The sequence below is a fragment of the Mesorhizobium sp. B2-6-4 genome, assembly GCF_006441495.1.
In the GTDB taxonomy this organism is placed as follows: domain Bacteria; phylum Pseudomonadota; class Alphaproteobacteria; order Rhizobiales; family Rhizobiaceae; genus Mesorhizobium.
The window spans coordinates 44,772-71,053 of the sequence record NZ_VFUE01000019.1 but is presented as its reverse complement, the minus strand read 5'-3'; the positions used below and the strand labels follow the sequence as shown (position 1 = coordinate 71,053).

26 protein-coding genes are annotated in these 26,282 nt (G+C 64.8%); 13 read left to right on the top strand and 13 right to left on the bottom strand.

All coding sequences use genetic code 11. The annotated features are described in order from the left end of the window. Window positions 1-13: 13 nt before the first annotated feature. From FJ426_RS23865 to FJ426_RS23855, 3 genes are read right to left on the bottom strand one after another with little or no spacing between them, the layout of a single operon-like run. Complete coding sequence (locus tag FJ426_RS23865) at window positions 14-1,159, bottom strand: extracellular solute-binding protein (RefSeq protein WP_140562076.1); 1,146 nt, start codon at window positions 1,157-1,159, stop codon at window positions 14-16. A gap of 32 nt (window positions 1,160-1,191) precedes the next feature. After that, window positions 1,192-2,352, bottom strand: coding sequence for a CaiB/BaiF CoA-transferase family protein (locus FJ426_RS23860; RefSeq protein ID WP_140497632.1), 1,161 nt, complete (start codon window positions 2,350-2,352; stop codon window positions 1,192-1,194). A 2-nt stretch (window positions 2,353-2,354) separates the two neighbouring features. Continuing rightward, on the bottom strand, window positions 2,355-2,906 hold the full coding sequence (locus FJ426_RS23855; RefSeq protein WP_140562015.1) for a MaoC family dehydratase: 552 nt from the start codon (window positions 2,904-2,906) through the stop codon (window positions 2,355-2,357). Window positions 2,907-3,105: 199 nt separating this feature from the next. Here FJ426_RS23855 and FJ426_RS23850 point away from each other — a divergent pair, with 199 nt between their 5' ends. Next, window positions 3,106-4,203: a lactonase family protein gene (locus tag FJ426_RS23850; RefSeq protein ID WP_140562016.1), complete on the top strand. Its 1,098-nt coding sequence runs from the start codon at window positions 3,106-3,108 to the stop codon at window positions 4,201-4,203. A 298-nt stretch (window positions 4,204-4,501) separates the two neighbouring features. On the opposite strand, the gene FJ426_RS23845 is transcribed toward FJ426_RS23850, so the two are convergent. From FJ426_RS23845 to FJ426_RS23835, 3 genes are all read right to left on the bottom strand, one after another. Next, complete coding sequence (locus FJ426_RS23845; protein WP_140562018.1) at window positions 4,502-5,491, bottom strand: Tim44 domain-containing protein; 990 nt, start codon at window positions 5,489-5,491, stop codon at window positions 4,502-4,504. A 70-nt stretch (window positions 5,492-5,561) separates the two neighbouring features. Then, the gene (locus FJ426_RS23840) at window positions 5,562-5,858 is read right to left on the bottom strand and encodes a zf-TFIIB domain-containing protein (protein WP_140497640.1); all 297 of its coding nucleotides are present in this window, start codon (window positions 5,856-5,858) and stop codon (window positions 5,562-5,564) included. Window positions 5,859-6,112: 254 nt separating this feature from the next. Next, window positions 6,113-7,081, bottom strand: a complete 969-nt coding sequence (locus FJ426_RS23835) for a zinc-dependent alcohol dehydrogenase family protein (RefSeq protein ID WP_140562019.1) — start codon at window positions 7,079-7,081, stop codon at window positions 6,113-6,115. A 103-nt stretch (window positions 7,082-7,184) separates the two neighbouring features. Here FJ426_RS23835 and FJ426_RS23830 point away from each other — a divergent pair, with 103 nt between their 5' ends. Both FJ426_RS23830 and FJ426_RS23825 read left to right on the top strand, forming a co-directional pair. Beyond that, the gene (locus tag FJ426_RS23830) at window positions 7,185-8,087 is read left to right on the top strand and encodes a LysR family transcriptional regulator (RefSeq protein WP_140514537.1); all 903 of its coding nucleotides are present in this window, start codon (window positions 7,185-7,187) and stop codon (window positions 8,085-8,087) included. A 142-nt stretch (window positions 8,088-8,229) separates the two neighbouring features. Continuing rightward, complete coding sequence (locus FJ426_RS23825) at window positions 8,230-9,876, top strand: acetolactate synthase large subunit (RefSeq protein WP_140562021.1); 1,647 nt, start codon at window positions 8,230-8,232, stop codon at window positions 9,874-9,876. 58 nt (window positions 9,877-9,934) lie between these two features. Here the strand turns inward: FJ426_RS23825 and FJ426_RS23820 are convergent, their stop codons facing one another. After that, window positions 9,935-10,582: a GNAT family N-acetyltransferase gene (locus FJ426_RS23820; RefSeq protein WP_181171737.1), complete on the bottom strand. Its 648-nt coding sequence runs from the start codon at window positions 10,580-10,582 to the stop codon at window positions 9,935-9,937. Window positions 10,583-10,748: 166 nt separating this feature from the next. Here FJ426_RS23820 and FJ426_RS23815 point away from each other — a divergent pair, with 166 nt between their 5' ends. Genes FJ426_RS23815 through FJ426_RS23800 form a run of 4 tightly spaced genes read left to right on the top strand, consistent with a single transcriptional unit; the run spans window position 10,749 to window position 15,107 of the window. Beyond that, the gene (locus FJ426_RS23815; RefSeq protein WP_181172809.1) at window positions 10,749-12,050 is read left to right on the top strand and encodes an ArgE/DapE family deacylase; all 1,302 of its coding nucleotides are present in this window, start codon (window positions 10,749-10,751) and stop codon (window positions 12,048-12,050) included. After that, window positions 12,047-13,105: a phosphotransferase gene (locus tag FJ426_RS23810; RefSeq protein WP_140562022.1), complete on the top strand. Its 1,059-nt coding sequence runs from the start codon at window positions 12,047-12,049 to the stop codon at window positions 13,103-13,105. The genes FJ426_RS23815 and FJ426_RS23810 overlap by 4 nt, the downstream gene beginning before the upstream one ends. A gap of 6 nt (window positions 13,106-13,111) precedes the next feature. After that, entirely contained in the window at window positions 13,112-14,422 is a 1,311-nt protein-coding gene (locus tag FJ426_RS23805) for an aspartate aminotransferase family protein (protein ID WP_140562024.1), read from the top strand. A 28-nt stretch (window positions 14,423-14,450) separates the two neighbouring features. Continuing rightward, window positions 14,451-15,107, top strand: coding sequence for a GntR family transcriptional regulator (locus FJ426_RS23800; RefSeq protein ID WP_140562025.1), 657 nt, complete (start codon window positions 14,451-14,453; stop codon window positions 15,105-15,107). A gap of 32 nt (window positions 15,108-15,139) precedes the next feature. On the opposite strand, the gene FJ426_RS23795 is transcribed toward FJ426_RS23800, so the two are convergent. The 5 genes from FJ426_RS23795 to FJ426_RS23775 are packed head-to-tail and all read right to left on the bottom strand — an operon-like array spanning window position 15,140 to window position 19,878. Beyond that, window positions 15,140-16,438: an FAD-dependent oxidoreductase gene (locus FJ426_RS23795; protein WP_140562027.1), complete on the bottom strand. Its 1,299-nt coding sequence runs from the start codon at window positions 16,436-16,438 to the stop codon at window positions 15,140-15,142. After that, the gene (locus FJ426_RS23790) at window positions 16,435-17,412 is read right to left on the bottom strand and encodes a branched-chain amino acid ABC transporter permease (RefSeq protein ID WP_181172811.1); all 978 of its coding nucleotides are present in this window, start codon (window positions 17,410-17,412) and stop codon (window positions 16,435-16,437) included. The genes FJ426_RS23795 and FJ426_RS23790 overlap by 4 nt, the downstream gene beginning before the upstream one ends. Continuing rightward, window positions 17,409-18,317 (bottom strand): branched-chain amino acid ABC transporter permease, encoded by a 909-nt coding sequence (locus tag FJ426_RS23785; protein WP_140562031.1) that lies wholly within the window; start codon window positions 18,315-18,317, stop codon window positions 17,409-17,411. The genes FJ426_RS23790 and FJ426_RS23785 overlap by 4 nt, the downstream gene beginning before the upstream one ends. After that, window positions 18,314-19,081, bottom strand: a complete 768-nt coding sequence (locus FJ426_RS23780; RefSeq protein WP_140562033.1) for an ABC transporter ATP-binding protein — start codon at window positions 19,079-19,081, stop codon at window positions 18,314-18,316. Before FJ426_RS23780 ends, FJ426_RS23785 begins: the two co-directional genes overlap by 4 nt. Beyond that, window positions 19,078-19,878, bottom strand: coding sequence for an ABC transporter ATP-binding protein (locus tag FJ426_RS23775; protein WP_140562035.1), 801 nt, complete (start codon window positions 19,876-19,878; stop codon window positions 19,078-19,080). The genes FJ426_RS23780 and FJ426_RS23775 overlap by 4 nt, the downstream gene beginning before the upstream one ends. Before the next feature lie 145 nt (window positions 19,879-20,023). On the opposite strand from FJ426_RS23775, the gene FJ426_RS23770 reads away from it, so the two are divergent. From FJ426_RS23770 to FJ426_RS23745, 6 genes are all read left to right on the top strand, one after another. Then, complete coding sequence (locus FJ426_RS23770) at window positions 20,024-20,752, top strand: GntR family transcriptional regulator (protein WP_140497664.1); 729 nt, start codon at window positions 20,024-20,026, stop codon at window positions 20,750-20,752. Further along, a complete protein-coding gene (locus FJ426_RS23765) occupies window positions 20,753-21,250 on the top strand; it encodes a DUF3830 family protein (RefSeq protein ID WP_246670979.1) in 498 nt (165 codons plus the stop codon). A gap of 1 nt (window position 21,251) precedes the next feature. Further along, the gene (locus tag FJ426_RS23760; RefSeq protein ID WP_140497668.1) at window positions 21,252-21,611 is read left to right on the top strand and encodes a TIGR04076 family protein; all 360 of its coding nucleotides are present in this window, start codon (window positions 21,252-21,254) and stop codon (window positions 21,609-21,611) included. Next, complete coding sequence (locus FJ426_RS23755; RefSeq protein ID WP_140562037.1) at window positions 21,608-22,663, top strand: aldo/keto reductase; 1,056 nt, start codon at window positions 21,608-21,610, stop codon at window positions 22,661-22,663. Before FJ426_RS23760 ends, FJ426_RS23755 begins: the two co-directional genes overlap by 4 nt. Next, window positions 22,660-23,091: a DUF4440 domain-containing protein gene (locus FJ426_RS23750; protein WP_140555557.1), complete on the top strand. Its 432-nt coding sequence runs from the start codon at window positions 22,660-22,662 to the stop codon at window positions 23,089-23,091. Before FJ426_RS23755 ends, FJ426_RS23750 begins: the two co-directional genes overlap by 4 nt. 63 nt (window positions 23,092-23,154) lie before the next feature. After that, complete coding sequence (locus FJ426_RS23745) at window positions 23,155-24,414, top strand: ABC transporter substrate-binding protein (protein WP_140562039.1); 1,260 nt, start codon at window positions 23,155-23,157, stop codon at window positions 24,412-24,414. Between the two features lie 109 nt (window positions 24,415-24,523). On the opposite strand, the gene FJ426_RS23740 is transcribed toward FJ426_RS23745, so the two are convergent. Continuing rightward, complete coding sequence (locus FJ426_RS23740; RefSeq protein ID WP_140562041.1) at window positions 24,524-26,185, bottom strand: alkaline phosphatase family protein; 1,662 nt, start codon at window positions 26,183-26,185, stop codon at window positions 24,524-24,526. Window positions 26,186-26,282 lie beyond the last annotated feature (97 nt).

Sequence of the window (26,282 nt, the reverse complement as noted above, 5' to 3'; positions counted from 1 at the left end):
CCGTTCAATTTTTTCAGGCTCCTCCACCGGCAGTGCCGGTCGCCTGCGCCGGGGCGCTCTGCCGAAACAGGCGATTGAGATCGGCAATGACCTGGCTGGAACGATGCCCTGAGGTCATGCCGGAATTGACGCGGTCGGACGCGGCCTGCTGGAACGCCATGTAACCATCATGGCGAGGCCGCACCCATGCGCCCTCCAGGGTCGCGCGCGTATCGCGATAGAAATTGCCGGTCGCCGCATTGACGGCCTGATCCTCCCAGGCCGCGGCATGGCCGGGCTGTCCGCCGGCCGCGGCATAGGGGCCACGCTGGACCTCGCCGCTGGCGAGCCAGTAGGCGAAATCGGTTGCCGCCTCTTTCGCCTTCGAGAAGGCCGACACCGCTATGCCTGTGCCGCCAAGCGCCGTGCCAATCGGGCCGCTGGATCCGACAACAGGGATGTCGCCAAATGCCAGGCGATGTGGGCGAAACCCGGCCATCGCGTAGGAAACATAGCCGTAGATCAGCGGTGCGCAGACGATCGGGGATCCGGCCTGCGCCATCCGCTCCGAAACGGCGATCGGATCCATCTCGAAGCAGGCCGGGTCGACCAGCGCGGCAATCTCGCGCATTGTCTCGAAGACTTCGCTGCCGGCCTCGCCGTCGATGAGATCGTTGGACGGGTCGGTCGCGCAAGCATGCCCGAGATTGCCTGCGAGCGTGAAGAACACCATCATCGAATGCGGTGGCCGCAACGGCAGCAGCACGCGTGCCTGCCGGGCGAGATCGAGCACTTCGCTCCATCGCGATGGCGGTGCGCCAAGCGCATCGGGCCGCCATGCCTGGACCTGCGTCGCGGCATCGATGGGAAACGCCCACTGCCGTCCCTGCCATGTGTAACTCGGATAGGACTGGCCGACGCTGCCGGAGGAAAGTGCCGCGCGCTCCGCCTCGCGGCCGGCGACATCGAGCGGCTCCAGGCAGCGTTCGGCGGTGATCTGGCCGACATGCGGATGGTCGATGACGATCAGATCATAGGCGCGCGCCAGTTCCTCGACCGGGAAGGACTCGAAGTCCTGCAGCGAACGCTTGTCCCATTCGACGGCAATGCCGGTTTTCTGCTTCCACAGCGACGAGCAGGCGACCATCGGATCATAGCCGCGCGGATGGTTCCAGGTCATGCCCCTGAGCGTGGGCTTTAGGAAGCGCGTGGTCACAGGCCGAACTCCTCGCGGATCGCGGCGCTATGCTCGCCGATGCGCGGTGCTGCCCGGTCGACCTTGGCCCTGATGCCGTCGACCCTGAGCGGCGAACTGGTGGTAAGGATCGAGACATCGTCCTCGCGCGTCACCGTCTGCAGCATGTCGAGCGACTGGAAGCCCCCGCTTGCCAGCATTTCCGGCCAGGTCAGCACCTTGGCGCACCAGATGTCGGCGGGTTCGAGAACATCAAGCCACTCGTCGACCGTCCTGGTCGCGATCCGCTGCGCGACGATCGCCTTGATGTCGTCGCGCGCGGTGAACCAGGATGCCGGCTTGTCGCGGTAGGGCGCCAGTTCCTCCAGCGACAGCAGGTCGGCGAGTTTCGGGATCGGTGTCATGGCGATGGCGAGGTAACCATCCTTGGCGGGATAGACGCCGTAAGGTGCCGACAGATAGGCATGCGCGCTGCGGAAGCTGGAGCGGCGCGGCAAACGCCGGCCGTCATTGAGATGCGTGGTCAGTACCTCGAACTGGAAGTCGACCAGCGCTTCCAGCAGGCTGGTTTCGATATGGCTGCCCTGGCCGGTGATGCCGCGCCGCACAAGGGCGGCCAGTATGCCTTGCGCGCATGCCGCGCCCGCCAGCATGTCGCCGATAGCAAGCCCGAACGGCACCGGCCCCTGGTCCTCGTCGCCGTTCAGCCACATCACCCCGGAGCGCGCCTGCGCCAGGAGGTCCTGGCCGGGCCGCTTGACCCATGGGCCGTCCTCGCCATAGCCGCTGATCGAGGCATAGACCAGGCGCGGGTTGATCTTGCGGACCGCCTCGTAGTCGAGGCCGAGCCGTTCGATGACACCCGGCCTGAAATTCTGGATCAGCACGTCGGCCTTCGCCAGCAGGCCGCGCAGCGCCTTGAGATCCGCCTCGTCCTTCAGGTCGATGGCGAGGCTTTCCTTGGCCCGGTTGATGGCATGGAAGATGGTGGAATCACCGCCGATCTCGGTGTCGCTGAGATAGAGCCGGCGCGACAGGTCGCCGCCGTCCGGACGCTCGATCTTGATGACGCGGGCGCCGAGATCCAGCAGCCTGAGCGAGCAGTAGGGCCCGGACAGGAACTGGCTCATGTCGACGACGACGAGACCGGCAAGCGGCAATTCGGCTGCTGCCGGCATTTCTACTTCTCCGTCTTGCCGAGGAAATCGGCAGGGTTGCGGTACTTCACCGTCTGCAGATGCTCGCAATAGAGAACGAGTTCGCCTTCGCCCTTGAACACCTGGTAGCTGGCGCGGATCAGCCCCATGTCCTTGTAGCGCGGCGTCTTGTCGAGGTTGGACCGGATCGAATAGATCGTATCGCCGATGAAGACGGGCTTTATGAAGCGGAGCTTGTCGTAGCCATAGGAAAACGCGTTGACGCAGTTGGTTGCGACGAGCCCCAAGCCAGCCGAGAAGACGAAGGCGCCCGCCACCAGCCGCTTGCCGAAAATGCCCTCTGTCTCGGCAAACATCTGGTCCTGCACGTAAGGATGGATGTCGAGCACCAGCGTGTTGAACAGGTGGCTGTCCCCTTCGGCCATGGTGCGGCGCAACGAGCGGATCTTCTGGCCGACCGGCCAGTCCTCGTAGAACCAGTTCTCGGCGTTCCAAACCGGCAAGGCGGCATGTTCCGCGGGCATGTTGGCCGGATGCGTCGAGGCGACGCCGACGGTCGGTGCGAAGTCGTTCATCGCTGGCTCCGCTGGCACTGCGCAAGGCACGGCACAAGTTTCGGAACACGCGTCAAGGCGCCAGATTGCACGACGTCTCCTCCCGTCAATCTTCTTTTGTAAATACTATTTTCACATATGGGGTTGCGTTGCAAGCGAGGACGGGCGAAATTTTGGCTGTTCCCGCTGCGCTCGAGCCCGGCGGAACAGGGAGGAAAACATGCGCGATGCCTGTCTGGTCTTTGTCGGCAGCCTGAACCGGGAGGCGCCCTATTTTCAGGGCGCACGCGGCGTCGGCCTCGGCGTCTACAGCTTCGACGAGGAGACGCTGGAAACACGAAAGCTGGCCGAGACCAGTGACATCGACAATCCGACCTTCCTTTCGGTGACGCCGGATGGTTCGCGCCTCTACGCCAATTCGGAAGTCTTCGCCTGGCGCGAAGGAACGGTTTCGGCCTACGGCTTCGACCGCGCCTCGGGCACGCTCACTTACCTGAACAAGCAGCCGTCACTCGGCAGCATCACCGCGCATAACACCATCACCCACGATGGCACGAAGCTGCTGGTCGCCAATTACGGCATGGGCGAGGGCGGTCCGGATCGCGCAGTCGCGGTCTATGGCTTCGACAGCGATGGCGCCTTGTCGGCTCCTCTGGCCAGCGTTTCGCACAAGGGCACTGGCCCGAACGCAATCCGGCAAGAGCGCTCGCATGCCCATAGCGTCACCGAAACCATCGCCGGCGGAACGGCCATCGTCGCCGATCTCGGCATCGACCGGCTGGTGTCCTACCGGATCGAGCACGATGGCAATCTGACCAAACTGGCCGAATCCGCTTTGCCGCCGGGCGCCGGTCCACGCCATCTCGCCTTGCATCCGAACGGCCGTTTTGCCTTCGTCATGAACGAGCTGGATTCGACCATCGTGTCGATGGCGCTGGACAAGGCAAGCGGCAAGCTCTCGACCATCGACGCCAGGGCGGCCGTGCCGGCCGAGGCGCGCCAGGCCAATCACTGCGCCGATATCCAGATCTCGCCCGACGGCCGCTTCCTCTACGGCTGCAACCGAGGCCATGACAGTGTGGTCATCATGGCCGTCGACCAGCAAAGTGGCGCGCTGAGCCTTGTCGGCCATGTCCCTTGCGGCGGCGCCACGCCGCGCAACCTGGCGCTGACGCCGTCGGGCGACCACCTGTTCTCGGCCAACCAGAATGCCGACCGCATATCGATCTTCGCGCGCGACGCCGAGAGCGGCCGGCTGACCGACACCGGCCGTGCCATCGAGATCGGCACGCCGATGTGCGTCAAGATCGTGCGGTGAACCGTGCGCGACATCGGCATCGAAGCTTCGGACTGAAACGGGCCGGAGCTCAGGCCGGGCGATCCGGGTTGACGGGTGGCTTCGCCGGAGCTGTTGACGGAGCATTGAACGAAAAAACCCGCCTGCGCGGCGGGTTCCTGGCGCAACTCAGCACCATAGATAAATATCTACCATAGCTGCCTTCACCCAGTCAAGAAAAAATTCCTATTTTGAGAGCTGCCGGCCATGGAGGCTGCTGACACAGCCGGACCGGCCGTCGTCAGGCCGCCTTTGTCAACGCGAGTTCGCACGCTGGAGCTCAGGCCTGTTGGATTGCCGAGAGCTTCCAGCTCGAGCCATTCTGACGCGTGAAGGTCCACAGCTCCGTCGTCTCCGTGGGATGATCCTTGTCGCCCTCGACGACCTTGCCGCTGGCCCGTTCGCGCATCACGTCGCGCGATTCATAACGCAGGGCCGCCGTGGCATAGTCGCGGTCATCCTCGCGCCAGCTTTCCGCGATGTCGGCCTGCAGGAGGGTGACGTCGGATACCTCGTTCCTGAGGCCCTTCTTCGCATTGTCGGCCAGCTCTTCAGAGAGATAGGACACCATTTCGGGAGTCGTCGTCTTGCGCAACGCGGCATGATCCTCACGCCCGAACGCTTCCTGGACATCGCTCAACAGCTGCTGGAATGCGTCGAGGTCGGTCTGGGCGAGCCGGATTTCATCGGAACCGGTGGCCGCCGCGGAGCCTCCGCCTGAACCGCCGCCAAAGCCGGGAATGGCGAAAGAACGCGCATTGTTGGCATCGCTCTGTCCGGCTGCGCGGTTTTCAAATCGCGAGGCATTGCCGGCGCCGGCGAGCGCAGGGGCGGGGCCACGCGCGGATTGCGACCGGAAGAACCTGATTGCCAGCATGATGGCGCCACCGATCAGCACGGCCTGCAGCAGGAAACCGAACATGCCCGCCAGCCCGCCGAAGCCCTGGCCCAGGAGCAGCCCGATCAGGCCGCCGATCAGCAGGCCGCGCATCATCGTTCCACCGAAGCCGCTCATGAAGCCGGGCCTCTGCGGGCCGGCCTGCGGCTGCCGGGCCGCGGTATTCACGCCGGTATTGGGCGTCATCGAACGCTCGACCGGAGCGGTCGGCGCCGGGGCCGTCCTGGTTGGCGGCGCTGATTGGAACGTGCGCATGCCGCGGCTGCCGAAACTGCCGCCGCGACGGGCCTCGGCATGGTCTACCGCGACCATGGAGAATGCCAGGAACAGTCCGGCAAACAGGGCGGCAAATCGGCTTGTGCGGGAAATCATCTGGACGGACCTTTTATCGATGTGGTTTCGGAAATTCTCGACAGACGTCGGGCCGGCTACCGGCGTGCGGTCAATCGAACAGCTCTTCGAAGAACGATTTCTTCCGTTTCGGATAGCGGTGGCCCTGCGAGCGCGCATAGTCGTCATCGCGGTCCCGGCCATGCTGGGGCTGGGAGAACGCTGCCGGCTGTGGCGCGGGCGAGGCCTCCTTGGCCGATCTCTCGATGATCTTGTCGAGTTCGCCGCGGTCAAGCCAGACGCCACGGCACTGCGGGCAATAATCGATCTCGATACCCTGGCGTTCGCTCATCACGAGCGCGACGCGGCAGGAGGGGCAAACCAATCCAAGAAGGGAAGACGATGTCATATGGGGCTCCAAACCAAAAGAGATGAGCCCGCTTGACCGAAAGGATGGAAACAGGCCCGTTAAAGCGGTCCGACATCACGGTCGCGAGGTGCGACAGTCAGAGGGGCCCGGCCCGCATGCGAGAGTTAGGAATGGAGAACCGCGCCTTCAAGAGCGACATTGTCCGCGAGGATCGAATTTGTTCCCCATCGCTGACGTTATTGCGCTTCGAGCGTTGGGTACCGCGCCTGCGCCAACGACCCCGGCGTCCCTGCTCAGACCGTCACCACGATCTTGCCGAACTGCTCGTTCGATTCGAGATAGCGATGCGCCTCGACGATCTGCTCGAACGGGAAGGTCCTGTCGATGATCGGCTTCAGCGTGCCGGCCTCCAGCCCTTCGAGGATGAACGCCTTGGCGGCTTCCAGCTTCGCTGGGTCGCCGGTGATCTCGTGGACGAGGTAGCCGCGCAGCGTCAATGTCTTGCCAAGCACGGCCGGCAAGGGAAACGGCGTCGGCTCGAAGCTCAACCCGCCATATTCGATCGCCGCCGCGAGCGGCTCGAAAATCGGGCCGCCGATCGCGTCCAACACGATGCGCACGCCTCGCGGCCCGGCGATCCGGCGTAGCCGCGCCTCCAGATCCTCCTCGGCCAGGACCACGACTTCAGCCGCGCCGGCGTCGAGCAGGGCCTGCTTCTTCGTCGAGGTCCGTGTCACCGCGATCGCCGTCGCGCCGACGCTGTTGGCGATCTGGATCGCGGCAAGCCCGACGCTGCTCGAGGCTGCCGTGATGACGACGAAGTCCTCGTTGCGTAGCCTGGCGATGTCTATCAGCGCGCCATAGGCGGTGAGGTACGGCATCCACATCGCGGCCGCGGTCCGCCAGTCGAGTGATATCGGATTTTTGACGACGAGCCCGGCAGGATAGGTAACAAGCTCTCCGTAAGCCGGCCAGCGGATCATCGATTGCGGCGGGATGACGCCGACGGCATCACCCGGAGCCAGACCCGTCACGGCTTCGCCGACCGCTTCGATGAGGCCTGCGGCCTCCAGGCCAAGCCCGGAGGGCAGGGTGGGCGTCTCGATATAGGTGCCCGCGCGCAGTAGCGCCTCGGCGCGATTGAGGCCGAGCGCCTTGACGCGGATCTGAACCTCGCCCGGGCCGGGTAGGGGAAGATCCACATTTTCGATCCGCAGGACCTCGGGGCCACCATGCCGATGAAAGCGAACGACGCGCGCCATTGGGTCTACTCCAAATTGTTTGAACCGAAAGGAGCTATGTCGCCAAGGCGAAGTTGGATAAATAGCAATGGGAGCAGAACAGTAGAAACCAGGAGTTTCGAATATGGATCGCCTTGAGAGCATGGCCGTGTTCGTCAGGGCGGTCGACCTCGGCTCGTTCGCGGCGGCCGCGGCCGCACTCGATCTGTCCGGACCGATGGTCGGCAAACACGTCCGGTTTCTGGAGGAGCGTCTCGGCATGCGCCTGCTCAACCGCACCACGCGCCGGCAGAACCTCACCGAGTTCGGACGCGCCTACTACGACCGCTGTCGGCTGGTGCTGGCCGAGGCCGAAGCTGCCGATCAACTTGCCGCCGGCCAAATCTCGGAGCCGCGGGGCAAGCTGCGCGTCACCATGCCGGCGCATTTCGGCCGCCACTGCGTAACACCCGTGCTGCTGAAACTGGCGCGGCAATATCCGATGCTGGAACTCGATCTGTCGCTCAGCGACCGCTTCGCCGATCTTGCCGAGGACGGCTACGATCTTGCCATCCGAACCGGTGATCTGGAGGACAGGGCAGGCGTGATCGCGCGCCGCGTCGCGAGCCAGGACATGATTGTCTGTGCGGCGCCGTCCTATCTGAAAATTCAGGGCGAGCCACGGCGGATCGAAGATCTCGCCAATCATCATGCCATCGTATATCGCCGGCTCGGCCAAGCCGTTCAGCCTTGGCTGTTCCCGCGCGAAGGACAACCAGCACAGGAGATCATGCCCGGCAGCCGGCTGCGGCTCGACGATCTCGATGCCATCGCCGATGCTTCGGCCGAGGGCATGGGGCTCGCCTGGTTGCCATGGTGGCTGGTTCGCGAGCGCATTCAGGCAGGCGCGCTGGTCGAGCTCTTGCCGGACCAGCCGCGATATCTTTATGACTGCCACGCCCTTTGGCTGCAGACGCCTCACTTGCCGCTGAAAGTTCGGCTGGCCGTCGATGCGCTGGCGGCCGCCTTGCCGAAACGGATGGCGTGATCGCCAGCGCTCGCGGCCACTCTCGTTTTGGATCGCGCGGACATTCCGTGGAGAGGCGCCTCCGGCTCTTTGAGGCATCGCTTTCCAATGCGATATGGGGCAAAGCTGGCGGCATGCACGCGCATTGCGGGAGAGACGGTTGATGACCAAAGGTTCGGATCTGTTCGTGGCGGCCCTCGAGAACGAAGGGGTCGACCGGATATTCGGCATTCCGGGCGAGGAGAATCTCGACATCGTCGAATCCATCCGCCGCTCCTCGATCCAGCTCATCCTGACCCGTCACGAGCAGGCGGCCGCCTTCATGGCCGCGACCTATGGCCGGCTCACCGGCAAGCCAGGTGTGTGCATCACCACGCTCGGCCCCGGCGCGCTCAATCTGACGACCGGCTCGGCCTATGCGCTGCTCGGCGCCATGCCGATGATCATGATCACCGGCCAGAAGGGAATCCTGTCGTCCAGGCAGGCGCGGTTCCAGATCGTCGACATCGTCGCGGCGATGAAACCGCTGACCAAGCTGTCGCGCCAGATCGTCTCGCCCAAAATGATCCCCTCGCTGGTGCGCGAAGCCTTCCGCGTCGCGCAGGAAGAGCGGCCGGGTCCCGTGCATCTGGAACTGCCGGAAGACATTGCGGCGGCGGAGTGCGATCCGGTTCCGCTGGTGCCGACGCATCCGGTCGAACTGCCGCTGGCCGGTGCGGGCGCGCTCGACCGCGCCGCCCGCATGATCATCGAGGCCAAACGTCCGCTGCTGATGTTCGGCGCCGCGGCGTCGCGGCCGCGCGTCACGCCCGATGTCGCCCAGTTCGTGCTGCGCACCCAAATTCCCTATTTCACCACGCAGATGGGCAAGGGCACCGTGCCCGGCGGCACCGAACTCTACATGGGAACGGCGGCCCTTTCGGAACGCGACTACGTGCACGAAGCCATCGAACAGGCCGACCTGATCATCACCATCGGTCACGACACGGTCGAGAAGCCGCCCTTCATCATGGGCGTCAAGGGGCCGAAGGTCATCCATGTCGGCTATCAAACCGCCGATGTCGAGCAGGTCTATTTCCCGCAGACCGAGATCGTCGGCGACCTCGGCCCTTCGCTGGCGCTGCTGGCGGATCGCATCGAGGGCAAGATCCCCAACGCGCAGGCTCTGTTGCCGTTGCGCGAAGGCATTCTGAGCCGCATCGCCGCGCGCGGCACGGAAGACCGCTTCACCCCGCAACGCATCGTGCATGACGTGCGCGCCGTGATGCCGGCCGACGGAATCCTTGCCCTCGACAACGGCATGTACAAGATCTGGTTCGCGCGCAATTACCGCACGCGCATGGCGAATACGCTGCTGCTCGACAATGCGCTGGCCACCATGGGCGCGGGGCTGCCGTCGGCGATGATGGCGGCACTGCTCTATCCGCAGCGCCGCGTCATGGCCATCTGCGGCGACGGCGGCTTCATGATGAACAGCCAGGAACTGGAGACCGCCGTCCGGCTCAAGCTCAATTTTGTCGTCCTGCTGCTCGAGGACCACGCCTATGGCATGATCCGCTGGAAGCAGGCGGTCGACGAGTTTCCGGATTTCGGCATGACCTTCGGCAATCCCGATTTCGTCAAGTACGCCGAGGCTTATGGCGCCAAGGGAACCAGGGTCGGCGCGATCGCCGAATTCCGGCCGGCGCTGGAGCAGGCCTTCACCGGCGGCGGCGTCCATCTCGTCGTCGTGCCCATCGACTATTCCGAAAACATCAGGGTGCTTGTCGACGAATTGCGTAAGCGGCTTCCAGCGGTCCAGGCGACCTGACGGCGGCCGGCGCCAAGGCCGTCGATGCCGAGATGCCTGGCTGGTTGTGAAGGCGTTTTCATCTGGCGTCGGGGGACCAGTCCGTCTCGATCAAGGGAATCTGCGGCGCCGCATCACGCGGCAACGTTCCCTTGGTCCTGGGGTCGTCGGCGATTTCAAAGCCGGTCGCAAAGGGCTCAAATCCGCAGGCCCTGTAGAAACCGATGACACTGTGATGGTCGAAGCTGCTGGTATGCAGCCAAATGCGGCTGGGCCGAAGACGCCATGCCTGGTCGAGCGCGCCGGCCATCAGCCGCTTGCCGAAGCCGCGGCCGGTCAGGGAGGGGAACAGGCCGAAATAGGTGATCTCGATCTCGTTGTCCTCGGCCGCCGAGAACTCGACCATGCCGACATGGGCGCCGCTTTCATCATGGCCGTAATAGAGATGCTGGCGCGGATCGGCGAAATGCGCGGCGATCTCGGCATCCGACATTTCGGCGGCGTGATCCCAGAGCCAGGGAGCGCCGATCTCCAGGAAGATTGCACGGTAGGAAGCACTGTCGGGTTTCGCGATCCTTGTCATGGTCAACGGCCGCGCGAGACCCGGCACCGGCGCGCGCGCTTCCATCCATGTCACCGCATTGACGATCTTGCCGGCCGGCACCCGCCGATAGCCAACCGTTAGATTGGTGATTTCATCAGGCAATCTGCCTTCGGTGACCAACATCTGTCCTCGACCTTCCCCACCGGCGCGCAAGAAGCTGATGCCAACTCTGCGCTCGCCTGCCAAGAGGCTCCCGAGGTGGGTCAAGATTTTTGGCCCGCCTGTCTCTTGCGTTTCACAGAGATGGCATATGAGATATGATACACCATCGAACGGAAAGCGGAATATCATGCCTGAGCGAATTGCCGACGAGGCCATTTTGAACGCGGTCGACGACGGCTTCGCGCGGCAGGTGGAATTCCTCGCGAACCTCGTGCGCTTCCCCTCGCAACGCGCCGAAGAACACGCGGCGCAATCCTTCATGGCAGCCGCGTATGAAGCAGATGGCTATACGGTGGACATGTGGCGTGTCGATGTCGATGCGATCCGCGACCTGCCGGGCTTTTCGCCCGTGGCCGTCTCCTATGACGACGCCTTCAACGTCGTCGCCACCCACATGCCGCGAAACGCGACCGGCCGCTCGCTGATCCTCAACGGCCACATCGACGTCGTGCCGACGGGCCCGCTCGATCGCTGGCTGCGCGATCCCTATGATCCGGTCATCGAGGACGGCTGGATGCATGGTCGCGGCGCCGGCGACATGAAGGCTGGGCTCTCGGCCTGCCTCTACGCGCTGGCCGCACTGCGCCGCCTCGGCTATCAGCCGGCCGCGAAGGTCTTCCTGCAATCGGTGGTCGAGGAAGAGTGCACCGGCAATGGCGCGCTCGCTTGCCTGCAGCGCGGTTACCGCGCCGACGCAGCCTTCATCCCCGAACCGCTGGAGCCGAAGCTGATGCGGGCGCAGGTCGGCCCGATCTGGTTTAGGGTCGAGGTCGACGGCGATCCCCAGCATGCGTCGGGCGCTTTCTCGGCCGGCGCCAACGCCATCGAAAAGGCTTTCCTCATCATCCAGGCGTTGAAGCAGCTCGAAATCGTCTGGAACGCGCGCAAGGTCGACGACAGGCATTTCTGCGATCACCCGCATCCGATCCGTTTCAATCTGGGCAAGATCGAAGGCGGCGAATGGACATCGAGCGTCCCCGCGCGCTGCGTGTTCGAGATGCGTGTCGCCACCTATCCCGGCCAGAAGCTGGAGGATGCCAGAGCCGAGCTCGAGGCCTGCATCGCCGACGCGGCCCGCGCCGATCCGTTCATGGCCAACCGCCCGCCCAGGATCACCTACAATGGCTTCATGGCCGAGGGCTATGTGCTGGAGGGCGCCGACGAGATGGAAACCGTGCTGCGTCGTAGCCATGCCGCCGTCTGGGGCGAGCCGCTGCAGGAACACGTCACCTCTGCCACCACCGATGCGCGCTTCTTCGGCCTCTACGCTGACACGCCGGCCATCGTCTACGGTCCGATCTGCCGCATGCCGCATGGCTATGACGAGGCGGTGGACCTCGAATCAGTACGCAAGGTCACCCAGACGATCGCGCTGTTCATCGCCGACTGGTGTGGGCTGGAGTCTGTCGACCCCGAGGCAAGACGATGACCGGCGCCGTGACCGATGCATTCGGCGAGACGCTGGCCGAAGACGCGCCCGATGTCCCGATTGCCGATGCGCTTGCCATCCTGCGCCAGCACTACGGCCTTGCCGGAACCGCTCAGCCCTTGCCCGGGGAGCGCGACCACAATTTTCACATCCGCACCGATGGCGAGGGCGAATTTGTCCTGAAAATCTCGCATCCGGCGGAAGAGGCCGGCTTCACCGATTTCCAGAACAAGGCGCTGGACCACATCCTTGCTGTCGATCCTGCCTTGCCGGTTCCCTCGGTGCGCAAAAGCCTCGATCGCGATGCGCAGTTTACGGTCAGCATCGGCGGTTCGCAGCCGCGTATCGTCCGGCTGGTCACCTATCTGCCCGGCCAGTTGCTTTCGCGCTCGCCGGTGTCGGCTGCGCAAGATCGCAATCTCGGCATCTTCCTCGCTCGGCTTGGCCGGGCACTGCGCGGCTTTTTCCACCCGGCCGCCGGCAGCGACCTTTTGTGGGATATCCGCAAGGTCGCCAAGACGCGGCCCATGCTGGCGCATATCGCCGATGCCAGGCACCGGGCCATGGTCGAGCGCGTCATCGATGCCTTCGAGGAGCATGCCGCACCCATTATTCCCAGCCTGCGCGCCCAGATCGTCCACAACGACATGAATTCCTACAATGTGCTGATGGACGCATCGCGGCCCGAGATCGTCAGCGGCATCCTCGATTTCGGCGACATGATCCATTCGCCGCTGATCTGCGATCTCGCCATCGGCGCCGTCTACCGCTGGCCGGCCGACGGCCACCCGCTGGCGCCCGCCGCGCGCTTCGTTGCTGGCTACCAGTCGGTGCAGCCGCTCGAGGCCGAGGAGATCGGCATCCTGTTCGACCTGATCCGTGCCCGCCTTGCGCTCATCGCCAACATTGCCACCTGGCAGGCGGAGCGCTTCCCGGCCAAGCGCGACTATGTGCTGCGCCTCATCACCGAGGTCTGGGCCTCGCTCGAGCGGCTGGACGGACTGTCACACAGCGATGCCCGCCGTTATTTCCTCGATCATTCCAATCCGGAGTAGACGCTCGTGTCCCAATCCTCGCCCGCAAATGCCTCCGCCGATGCCGGTGCATCAGCATCCGAGCGCGCGCTGCTGGAGCGCCGTGCCACGCTGCTCGGCCCGACCTATCGCGCCTTCTACCGCAACCCGATCCATCTCGTGCGTGGCAGCGGCGTCTGGCTCTACGATGCCCAAGGTCGCAAGTATCTCGATGCCTACAACAACGTCGCTTCGGTCGGGCATTGCCATCCACGTGTCGTCGAGGCGCTGTCGGGGCAGGCGGCCACGCTCAACACCCACACGCGTTACCTCAGCGAAATCATCCTCGACTACGCGGAAAGACTTCTCGGCACGCTTCCGCCCCATCTCGGCCATGCCATGTTCACCTGCACCGGCAGCGAGGCCAACGATCTCGCCATCCGCATCGCCCAGCATTCGAGCGGCAATACCGGCGTGATCATCACCGATTTCGCCTATCATGGCGCCACCATCGCCACCGCGCAGCTGTCGCCGGCCGCGGTCGGGGCGAAGGGCGTGCCCGCGCAGCACAGGACCGTGGCCGCCCCGGATACGTTTCGCGATCAGGGCCGGGCCGCACGCGATTTCGCCAGGAATGTCGCCGCCGCCATTGAGGACATGCGCGCACAGAACGTGCGCCCGGCGGCGCTGCTGATCGACTCGGCATTTTCCAGCGACGGAATTTTCTTCCCCGATGCGTCGGCGATGCGCGAGGCCGCCGATCACGTCAGGAAGGCGGGCGGCATCGTCATTGCCGACGAAGTCCAGTCCGGCTTCGGCAGGCTCGGCCAGGGCATGTGGGGTTTCGCCAATTACGGCCTCGAACCTGACATCGTCACCATGGGCAAGCCGATCGGCGACGGGCATCCGATGGCCGCGGTCATCGTGCGGCCGCAGCTTGTTGCCTCCTTCGGTTCCAACACCGGCTACTTCAACACATTCGGCGGCAATCCTGTCGCCGCCGCCGTCGGCATCGCGGTGCTCGACGTGATCGAAGGCGAGGGGCTGGTCGAGAATGCGCGCACGGTTGGGGCCTATACGGGCGAGCTGCTGCGCGCCTTGCAGGGTCGCCACGCCATGGTCGCCGATGTCAGGCATAACGGTCTTTATTTCGGCGTCGAGTTGACTGCGGAGGGGGACGAGGCGCTGGCCTCCACCAGGACGTCGGCGGTCGTCGAAGCCATGCGCGAGGACGGCGTGCTGATCTCGTCGTGCGGTCCGCGCGGCAACGTGCTGAAGATCAGGCCGCCGCTGCCGTTCGCCAGGGACAATGCCGAGCAACTTGCCGAAACGCTCGATCGCATCCTGTCGCGCTGGTGAGGGGATAGGAAAGGGGGCGGCGATCGACATGCTGAAGCTCGAACATCAGACCCTGAACGACCGCGCCTATGGCGCGCTCAAGCAGGAGCTGATTTCGGGCGGCTTCAGCCCGGGCCAGACATTGGTCATCCGCAAGCTTGCCGAGACGTTCGGCATTTCGACGACGCCGATCCGCGAGGCGCTGCAACGGCTCGTCGCCGAGCGGCTTCTGGAATTGCAGAACAACCGCTCGATCATCGTGCCCTTGCTGTCTGCCCCCGCCTTCGAGGAACTGACGCGCATCCGCGTCGCGGTGGAGGGGCTGGCGGGCGAGATGGCCGCCTCGCGCATCACCGAAGACGGGCTGGTCGACATACAGGCCACGCTGGCGGGCATGCAGCGCGCGATCGAGGCGGGCGACGCCGGGGCCTATCTCTCGCTCAACGAGGCCTTCCACTTCGCCATCTACCGGCATGCCGGCGCGCCGATCCTGCTCAACATGATCCGTGACCTCTGGGGGCGGGTTGGGCCCTATCTCAAGCTCCTGATGCAGGCTGAGCGCTACAAACCCCAGTCGAACGAGGCGCATCGCAAGATCGTCGCGGCATTGGCGCAGCGCAACGGCGCCGACGTCAGGACCTCCATAGAACAGGACATCGCCACGGCGGCGGCGGTGCTGGCGGGGAACCTTCGCGCGGCCGAATGACGACGCGATGCCGTCGCGGCCCGGCGATCGGCCTATCCGGTCTTGTCCAGCCGGTCGCGAAGCATACTCCACGGCAGCAGCGCGTTCGGCGCGAAGCGCAAGAGGCTGTGGAACGGCATCGGCGACGGCGGCCCAAAGGGCAGTGGCAGATCGCGGGCGTCGGCTCCACCGGCCCAGTCCGCAAGCACCTTGCCCATGGCCGTGGTCATGGCGATGCCGCGGCCGTTGCAGGCGCGACCGGCGATCAGCCCCGCTCCGAGATCGATGAGGTGGGGCAGGAAATCGGGTTCGACCGCAGCCATTCCCGACCAGCCATAAGCGAGCGGCGGCAGGTCCGGGAGCTCGAGATGCCGGGCCAGCCGCCGCCGGATCGTCTGCGGCAGGCGTCGATCCGCACCCGGGCCCAAGACATGCATGCCGCCGCTGATCAGCCGGTTTTCGGCATCGAAGCGGTAGGTGAAGAGATTGCGTCTCGTGTCGCCGACGCCTTGCCCGCCGGGCAACAGGCGGCTGCGCACCTCGCGCGGCAGCGGCGCCGTCGCGATTTGGAAGATTTTCAGCGGGAAATAACTTTTCCGAAGCTCCGGATTGAGCCGTCCGCCATAGGCATTGGTGGCGATCAGCACCTTTCCGGTGCGCACCGAACCCGTTTGCGTCTTAAGTGACCAGCCGTCCGCGATGGGGTCGATCGCTGCGACGCGCGTGTGCTCGAACAGGCGCGCGCCGGCTTTTTCCGCCACGTCGGCCAGGCCGCGCGCATAGGCGACCGGATTGAGCACGCCTCCGGAACGATCCATCCAGCCGCCGGCATAGCCGCGCGCGCCGGTCAGCGCCTCCGTTTCTTGCCGGTCCAACACGACGGCAGGCCGGCCGCGCTCCGCCCATTGCCCTGCGCGTGATTTGACCTTTTCGAGCGCGACAGGGGAATGTGCCGGCTGGATCCAACCGTTCTGCACCGCGTCGCACTTGATGTCGTGCCGCCTGATCAGGCCGAAGACCAGGTCGGCGCTGCCAGCGGCGAAGTCGATCAGCCTCTCGCCGCGCGCGGGGCCCAGATGGGCCTTTATCGCATCCGGATCCATTTTGGCGAAGTTCGGTACGATGAAGCCGGCATTCCTGCCGGTAGCGCCCCAGGCGATGGTTTCGGCCTCGAGAACGGCGACCGAAAGACCTCTGGCCGCGGCATGCAAGGCCGTCGAAAGGCCGGTGAAGCCGCCGCCGACGATGGCAAGGTCGACATCGAGCTCGCCTTCCAGCGCCGGGCGGAGGCGGGTCTCACGGCTGACCGCGTGCCAAAGCGAAAGCGCTTCCTGCCGGGCCATTGCGGTCACGAGCCGCTCTCGCTGGCGGCCACCTTCGCCCGCTTGCCGAGCCGTGCCCGCCCCGGCCGTTCCCCGAACAGTCCGTTGGGGCGGACCAGGAGGATGATGCACAGCATGACGCCGATTGCCACGATCTGCAGGGATGCGGCGCGGGCCTGTTGCTCCGGCGGGAACAGCGCGCTGGTCAGCGTGCCCGACCCGGCCCATATCCCCCAGACCAGGATGCTGCCGATGACGGCACCGGCATTGCTGCCCGAGCCGCCGACGATCAGCATCACCCAGACCTGGAAGGTCAGGATCGGCAGGTAATTGTCCGGCGCGATGAAGCCGGTGAAATGCGCCTGCAAGGCGCCCGCAAGCGCCATGATGGCGCCGCCGACCGCAAAGGCCTGGACACGGTAGAAGCGCGCGCTCTTGCCGAGCGAGATCGCCGCCCGCTCGTCCTCCCGCAGCGCCTTCAGCACCCGGCCCCACGGGCTGCGAGACAGGTGCTCCAGCGCCAGATAGGCGACCAGCGTGACCGCCGAGACGACGGCAAGGTTCGACAGGTTGAACAGCAGCGGCGTCTCGGCGAGGCTGCCGAAAGGGCGCGGGATGAAGCCGATGCCGAACGGACCGCCGGTCAGTTTCTGCGCATTAAGCGCGACCAGTTGCACGACCACGGCGACGCCGAAGGTGGTGATGGCAAGGTAGTCGGATCTGAGCCGCAACGTGGCGATGCCCGTCAGGGCCGCGGCGATGCCGCCGACGACCATGGCGCCGACCCAGCCGGCCAGGATCGGTAGCCCAAAACCGCCCAGACGCGCGGCATCGTCCGGCGTCGTCAGCAGCGCCGATGTATAGGCGCCGATGGCGACGAAGCCGGCGAGCCCGACATTGAAGAGCCCAGTCAGCCCCCATTGCAGATTGAGCCCCAGCGTGACCAACGAAAAGATCAGCGCCGTGGTCAGGAAGAAAGCGCCATAGCCGAGCAGGTCCATCAGCGTTCCTTCACACCAAAAAGGCCGATCGGCCGCACGAACAGCACCGCCATCAAGATGATGAAGGAGACCGCGGCGCGCCATTCGGCGCCGATCAGTTGCACGGCGCCCGCTTCGGCGAGCCCGATGATCAACCCGCCGAGCACGGCGCCCGGGATGCTGCCGATGCCGCCCAGAATGGCGGCCGCGAACATCGGCAGCAGCATGTCGAAGCCCATGAATGGGCGGATCTGCACCAGGATGCCGATCATCACGCCGGCGACGCAGGCAAGCGCTGCGCCGAGGACCCAGGTGACACGCACCACCTTGGCGACATCGATGCCGACGACGCGGGCAAGGGCCGCATTCTGGCTCAGGGCCTGCATGGACCGGCCGGTCTGCGTGCGCGTCATCAACAGGTGTACGCCCAACACCAGAATCGCCGTCAGCAGCAAAAGCGCGATCTGGTCGGGCGTGATGCGGATGCCGAAGCCGACCGGCATGGCGATCTGGATGGCGCGGCTGAAATAGGTCGGGCGTGAGGTGAAGGTGAACTCGAGCAGGCTTCGCAGCGCCATCGAGGCGCCGAAGCTTGCCATCACCACGATGATGGCCTGGCCCTGAGAGCGCAGCCGCGCGAACAGCACCTTGTCGAGCAGCAGCGCCAGCAGGGCGGTGAATGCCATGCCAATGACCAATGCGACGATGAGCGGCCAGCCGAAGGAAAGCGGGGCGATCGGCGCCACCTTGCCGATCGTGGCGCCGATGGCGCCTACGACGGCCAGCGTCGCATAGGTGCCCCAGGCCATGAAGTCGCCATGGGCGAAGTTCGAGAAGCGCAGGATCGAATAGGTCAGCGTCACGCCGATGGCGCCGAGGCCTATCATCGAGCCGGTCAGCAATCCGTCGACGATGAATTGCAGGTTCATGCCGCACTTCCCTTGCCTGAAGGCGCGGCCTTGCCGGCACTGTCCGGGCGCTGGCCAAGATAGAGCTCGGCGACCACCGGATCGCTCCACAATTCAGCGGCGATGCCCTCGTGCCGGTCCTTGCCTTCGACCAGCACATAGGCGCGGTCGCCGATGGCGAGCGCCGCCTTGGCGTTCTGTTCGACGAGAAGGATGGTGACGCCGGACTTGCGGATGCCGGCCAGCATCTCGAACACCATCGAGACGAATTTCGGCGACAGGCCGGCCGACGGCTCGTCCAGCACCAGCACCTTGGGGTGGACGATCAGCGCCCGCGCCACGGCCAGCATCTGGCGTTGCCCGCCCGACAGATTGCCGGCGGCGATGCGGCGCTGGCGCGCCAGGTCGGGGAAGGTCGCGTACATCTCGTCGATGCGGGCGGGAACCCCGCGGCGCTCGATGATGCCGCAGGCAACCCTGAGATTGTCGTCGACCGACATCAGTGGAAACACGTTCTCCGTCTGTGGCACGAAGGCGAGCCCTAGCCGCACCATGGTGTGGGCCGGTGCGGTGGTGATATCCTTGCCGTCGAGGAGAACGGTGCCGCCGGTGACCGGGACGAGACCGGCAATTGCCTTGATCAGGCTCGACTTGCCGGCGCCGTTGGGGCCGAGAACGACGACGATTTCGCCCTTCCTCACCGTGATCGAGGCACCGCGCACGATCGGCACGCCGGGTTCGTAGCCGGCTTCGAGGTTGCGGACGTCAAGCACGGTGCCGGTCACGCCGCGCCCCCGAGATAAGCCTCTATCACGCGCGGATCGCACGCCACCTCGTCGGCCGTGCCTTCGCACAGAAGCTCGCCGCCCGCCATCACCAGGACGCGATGGCAAAGCCGCGTCACCATGTCGATGTTGTGCTCGATCAGAAGAAAGGTGATGCCGCTTCTGTTGATGTCGCGGATGCGGTCGATGATGACTTCGAGCAGCGTGGCGTTGACGCCGGCCGCGGGCTCGTCGAGCAGGATGATCGCCGGGTCGGCCATCATCACACGGGCAAGTTCGAGCAGTTTGCGCTGGCCGCCCGAAAGCACCCGCGCCGGTTCGTGCGCCAGCCGGGTGAGCGAGACGAGTTCAAGCAGTTCGGCAGCCTTCTCGGCGGCTGCCTTCTCTTCGGCGGCGACCCGCCACGGGATCAGGAAATTGGCGAGCAGCCGCTCCCCTGCCTGACGTTGCGCGGCGAGCATGACGTTTTCGATCAGCGTGAGATTGGGCAAGGGCCGTGGAATCTGAAAGGTGCGCCCAAGACCGCGGCCAATGCGCAGGTGCGCTGCTTCGCCGGAAACGAGCGCCCCGTTGAGACGTATCTCGCCGCTTGTAGGCAGGATGCTGCCGGCGAGCAGGTCGAACATCGTCGTCTTGCCGGCGCCGTTGGGGCCGATCAGGCCGAGGATCTCGCCCGGGCGGACCTCGAACGAAACATCGTTGACGGCGACAAGGCCGCCGAAACGCCGCACGACGTTCTTTGCTGCCAGAACCGGCGCCTGGGTCTCCGTCCCATGCCGTTTCGCCGTGTCGTTCATCAAGCCCTCTGGCCGAAGCGATCTTTGCCGCTTTCTGATTTTTTGATTTGTGATCACACTTGCTTTGATCACGCTAATCAGCTTTAATTTTCTCCGCAAGCCGAAAACAGGCCAGGCCGTCGAAAAGGCCAAGATCGGGAACGCCATGCAAAGGGCTGCTGTCGAGCGCACCAACGAGGTCATCGCCGCGCAACTCGCGCCGGTCGGCCGCGAGACGGTGCAGGACCGCGTCTATTCCGAATTGCGCCGGGCGCTGATTGGCGGTCTCTTCGAGCCGAGCCAGGTTCTGACCATACGCGGCCTTGCCGATGCGCTGGTCACGTCTACCATGCCGGTGCGCGAGGCGCTTGGGCGGCTGATCACGGAAAAGGCGCTGGAAGCGCTTCCAAACCGCTCGGTGCGGGTGCCGCCGATCACGCTGGAACGCATCGACGACCTCCTGCGCGCCCGTGCCCTGATCGAAGGCGAGGCAATCGCGCTTGCCGCCGCGCGCATGGATCCGCGTCAGATCGCCACCATCGAAACCATTCTCGGTGAATGGGACGAGATGCGGGCGCTGAAGCACAAGAAGGATGTCGACCGCGAGGTGACGCTCAATCAGAGCTTTCATTTCGAAATCTATCGCGCCTGCGGTTCCGCCGTGCTGATCCCGATGATCGAGAGCCTCTGGCTGCAGTCGGGACCATGCATCCGAGTTGCAATCTATGCCTTTTCCGAGGCCGGCGAGGTCGACACCGCCCATTATCATCGCAGCATCGTCGCCGCGCTTGCGGCGCAGGATGCCCAGGCCGCACGCGAGGCGCTGGTGGCCGACATCAGCCGCCCTTTCGCTTTCCTGCGCGACAAGCTGAAGTTGACGGCAAAGGCGGAGTGAATGCCTGATATGACCAGACGCATCATCAGGATCACCGAGCCGCATTCCGAGCTGTCGGTGACGGCGCAGTTGCTGCCGGAAAAAGCGCCAGAGAACGCAACGTTCCTGTGGTCTTACCTGGCCGAGCCGCGCGTCGTCGCGGGCATTCATGCCATGTGGACCGGCCCGGAAATCTCCTGTCCGATCCCCGCGGCGCATCTGGACGGCGAGGCCTTTGCCCAGGCCTTGCCGGCGGAGAACGCGACGCTGACGCCGCAGCCCGGCGACATCGTGCTTTCCTATGTGCCGCCGCGCATGTGGGGCGGCAACCCGCATGCGATCTTCGACATCGGCCTGTTCTACGGGCAAGGCGCGCGCCTGCTGTTTCCGATCGGCTGGCTGGCGGGAAGCGTCGTTGCGCAGGTGCTGCCCGAGCAACGCGATCAGTTCGCTTCTGCCTGCGGCATCATTCGCCGCAATGGCGCCTGCGACGTCACCTTCGCGCGGCTGGAGAGCTGAAATGGCTGAACGCGACGACAGCTTCGAACTTTTCGACCTCCGCGTCGAGGCTGTCGTCCCCGAGGGCAAGCCGGTGTATTGCGGCGCCAGGCCCGGCGACTATTTCGAGCTGAAAGGCGAGATGCTGTCGATGCCGGTGGGCCAGGGATTTTCGATCTATTCCATAGCGGCCGTGCTGCCGCTGCTGGCGGCGAAGCAGCGCCCCACCCATGCCAATGACTGGATGACCTCGGATGCCGAGATCGCCTGTCCCGATCCCAATTGCGCCAGCAGGCTCAGGATCGTCAGGACCGGCAAACGGCGGTTCAGCCACGCCGAGACCACGGCGGTGCCGCTGCCGAAGGAGAGTGAGCAGAGATGACCGCCAAGACTTTCGAACTCAGCCCCGGCTACACAATCTCGCGCGTCATTCGCGGTGGCTGGCAGTTGGCCGGCGGCCACGGCGCGGTCGACCGTCAGCAGGCAGTATCTGACCTGATCGCCACGTTCGACGCCGGCATCTGGACCTATGACTGCGCCGATATCTACACCGGCGTCGAGGAACTGATCGGAGCGGCGCGGCTGCGTCTGGCCAACGAACGTGGTCTCGATGCCGCCGCCAGGATGAGAGTGCACACCAAGCTGGTGCCGGACCTCGAGCGGCTCGCCGGCATCAGCCGCGACTACATCAGAGGCATCGTCGACCAGTCTCTGCGCCGGCTGAAGACCGAACGGCTCGACCTCGTGCAGTTCCACTGGTGGGACTATTCAGTGCCTCGCTATGTCGACGCGATGGGTTGGCTCGACGAGCTACGGCTGGAAGGCAAGGTGCGCAATGTCGGCACCACCAATTTCGATACGCAGCGCCTTGGCGAGATCCTGTCGGCCGGCGTGCCAGTCGTCAGCCAGCAACTGCAATACTCCGTCCTCGACCAGCGTCCGGCGGCGAGCCTCGCCGCGCTCGCGGCACGCAACGGCGTCAGTTTTCTCTGCTACGGTTCGGTGGCCGGCGGCTTTCTCGGCGACAGATGGCTCGGCGTCGCCGAACCGGACATGCCGCTCGAAAACCGCTCGCTGGTCAAATACAAGCTGATCATAGACGATTTCGGCGGCTGGGAGCTCTTCCAGGCCCTGCTCAGGGTGCTGAAGCGGATCGGCGACCGCCACGGCGTCGACATCGCCACTGTCGCCAGCGCCTGGGTGCTCGAGCAGCCGCAAGTGGCGGCCGTCATCGTCGGCGCCCGCAACCAGGCGCATGCGCTGGCCAATGCGAAGATCATGGATGTCGCGCTCGGGACTGAGGATCGGGCAGAGATCGGCGCCGTGATCGCCCAGAGCCGCGGTCCCCTCGGCGACGTCTACACGCTGGAGCGCGATCGTCACGGCCGCCACGGCTCGATCATGCACTACAATCTCAACGCGGCCCGGCCATGAGCGCCACCACCGAAAGGCTGTTTTCGCGGGCCAGCACCGAAATCGTCGAGTTGCATCGCTTCTTCGTCGACTGGTTCGTCGCATCGCGCGCCGGCAAGGCCGATTTCAGCCGCTTCGAACGCGTCATGGGCGAAGGCCTGGCCATGGTCACGCCTGACGGCACGGTCCTCGATCGCGATGCGGTGGTCGACCATGTCCGCGCAAGCCGCGCTTCCTGCGACGAAGCCTTCGCCATCTCGATCGAGGACATCCGGCCGGGCTGGCAAACCGGCGACGCGATCGTCGTGCTCTATGTCGAGGCGCAGTTGCGAGGCGGCAAGCATAGCCGCCGTCAGTCGAGTGCGCTCTTCACCACCAATCCATCGGCGCCCAACGGCGTCGAATGGCGACATCTGCATGAAACCTGGCTGCAGATGCCGGAAAGCTGAACAGGCTCCAGACGTGAAATTTGGTTCGTGTAACTCAATTCGTGTAGCTCAAGGGGAACAACAATGAGAAAGACGATACTCCAACTCACCACCGCGCTCGCTCTCGTGACGATCGCCGGCACGGCACATGCCGCCGACTGCAAGATCACGGTCGGCCTGGTCATGGAATTGACCGGACCGGCCGGTGAATACGGCCAGGCCGGCGCAAAATCGGTCGAGATGGCCTTCCGCGACATCAACGACGCCGGCGGCGTTCGCGGCTGCGATCTGGTGACCGACACGCGTGATAGTCAGAGCCAGGGCAATATCGCCGTCGATGCGGCGACCCAGTTGGTTCAGGTCAAGAAGGTGCCGGTGATCATCGGCGGCATCATCTCCTCGGTGTCGATCCCGATCCTGACCTCGGTCACCGCCCCGGCCAAGATCGTGCAGGTCTCGCCGGCTTCGTCCTCGCCGACGCTGACCGCACTCGGGCGCGATGGCAAGACCAACGGCATCTTCTTCCGCACCATCACCTCCGATGCGCTGCAAGGCGTGGCCGCCGCGAAATACGCCATCGACAAGGGCTTCAAGAAGCTGTCGATCATCCATGTCAACAATGATTTCGGCGTCAACATGGTGGCCGAATTCTCCCGCGCCTACAAAGCGCTCGGCGGCACCGTCGTCTCCGACACGCCCTATAATGAGAAGCAGTCGAGCTATGCCTCGGAAGTGACGGCGGCCATGGCCGGCGAGCCCGACGGGCTTTATCTCGTCAGCACGCCGGTCGACGGCGCCACCGTCGCCCGCACCTGGATTTCGCAAGGGGGCGTGCAGAAATTCCTGCTCAATGACGGCATGAACAGCCCGGACTTCATCGAGTCCGTCGGCGCCGACTATCTCAAGGAGGCCTATGGCACCTCGTCCGGCACCAGCCCGACCGCCTCCACCGACTACTTCACCAAGAACTACAAGGCGTTTTCGGGCATCGAACCGTCCAATCCCGCGGCCGACCGTTCCTATGATGCCGGCGCCATCGTCGGCCTGGCAATCGCCATCGCCGGCTCAGAGGATCCGGCCAAGATCAAGGACGCCATGTACAAGGCGGTCGATCCGGCCGGCGCGCCCATCTTTGCTGGCAAGGAAGAATTCGCCAAGGCGCTCGGATTGATCAAGGACGGCAAGCCGATCCGCTACGAAGGTGTAATCGGCCCGGTCGCCTTCGACAAATATGGCGACATCACCGGTCCGTTCCGCTTATGGAAGATCGTCGACGGCAAGGTAACGACCGACGGTGAAATGACCACGGACGACGTCAACGCCCTGCAGGCGAAGCTCCAATAGGCCGCCACATCAGGCAGTCCGGCACCGATCGCTCGATGCCGGACTGCTCGCAACCTGCCTTGGCCTTGCGCTCTGAAATTCATGTCGTCCACAACAAGGGCTGCGGGCTTCATTCTCCCGACCCGCGTGACAGCCAGCGCCTGCGTCTTTCGCGCTGTTCGGCGAGCTCGGCCTCGTCCCAGTAGCCGATCAGCACGCCGGGCTCGATCAACGGATCGAAGTGCCGCAGCTTGTCGTCGTTTCCCGTCAGCCATTCCTCGGCGGCGGTGATGCGGTTGTTGGGCAGCGCCAGCCAGCGGAACAGCGCCTGCCGTAGTCGTTCGATGTCGGCCGCCGCCGATGCTTCGGTGCCGAGATCGCGCAGTTCGTCCGGATCGCCGTTCAGATCGAAGAACATCGGCGCCAGGCCCTCGCCATGGACCAGTTTGAAGCGGCCGTCGGTGATCATGTAGAGCTTGCAGTCGGCGACCGGCATACCGAGCTTCAGCCGCGCGGCATCGCCGCCATAGTCGTACTCGCTCACCGCGTGGCGCCGCCAGTTCACGTCCTGGCCGGCCAGCAGCGGCGCCAGCGACCGGCCCTCGAGAACGTGCGGCTTCGCCTTGCCGCCGAAGAAGTCGAGGAAGGTGGGCGCGAGGTCGATCATCTCCACCAGCGCCTCCGACGTAGTGCCGCGCGTCGCGTCGGCCTGCCGGCGCGGATCGTAGACGATCATCGGCACCTTGGCCGCGACATCGTGGAACAGGTATTTTTCGCCCAGCCAATGGTCGCCGAGATAATCGCCGTGGTCGGAGGTGAACACGATCAGCGTGTTGTCGAACAGACCGCGCTCCTCCATGAACTCGAACAATCTGCCCAATTGATCGTCGATCTGCCTGATCAGGCCCATATAGCAGGGAATGACCCTTTCGCGGACCTCGTCGCGGGAGAAGTTCCTGGAATAGCGCTCCTGCTGGAAGGCTTCGAAGATCGGGTGGGGCGAGACGCGTTCTGCTTCGCTGCGCACGACCGGCTTTATGTCGGCCTTGCCGTACATGTCGTGATAGGGCGCCGGCACGATGTAGGGCCAGTGCGGCTTGATGTAGGAGAGATGCGCGCACCAGGCTTCGCCCCTTGCCTCGGCCTCCTCGATGAAGCGCATGGCGCGGCGCGTCATGTAGGGTGTTTCCGAATGCTCCTCGGGAATGCGCGCCGGCTTGTCGGCATGGACGAGCAGCCAGCCGTTGAAATTTTCGCCATCCTCGCCTTCACCGGAATTGGCCCAGTGCTCCCACGGATTGGCGGCGTCGAAGCCGTGCTCGCGCAGATATTGGTCATAGGCCGGATCGGGATCGTAGGCGGATGACGGATGCAACCCGTCGTCGCGCTCGAACGGTTCGAAGCCGCATTCGGCGACGCGCACGCCGATGATGGACGTCTTGTCGATGCCGAGGCGCTCCATGCCTTCCTCGTCGGCCCTCATATGCGTCTTGCCGATCAGCGCGCAGCGCACGCCGATCTCGCGCAGATGCTCGCCGAGCGTAGGCTCGCCGACCCTGAGCGGCACGCCGTTAAGCGTCGATCCGTGCGAGCGGACATAGCGGCCTGTATAGGCACTCATGCGCGAGGGCCCGCACACGGTCGATTGCACATAGGCGTTGGTGAAGCGCACGCCGCGGCTGGCCAGCCGGTCGATATTCGGCGTGTGCAGGGTCTGGTGTCCGGCGCAGCTCAAATAGTCGAAGCGCAGCTGGTCGCACATGATGAAAAGGACGTTGCGGCGGTCTGTCATTGGTCGTCCGTCATTGTGGTTCGCGCAAGACCGGTGTGCCAGAACGGCCGATGTCCTACAACGATGCCTCAAAATATCATTTTACCCAACCAGATGC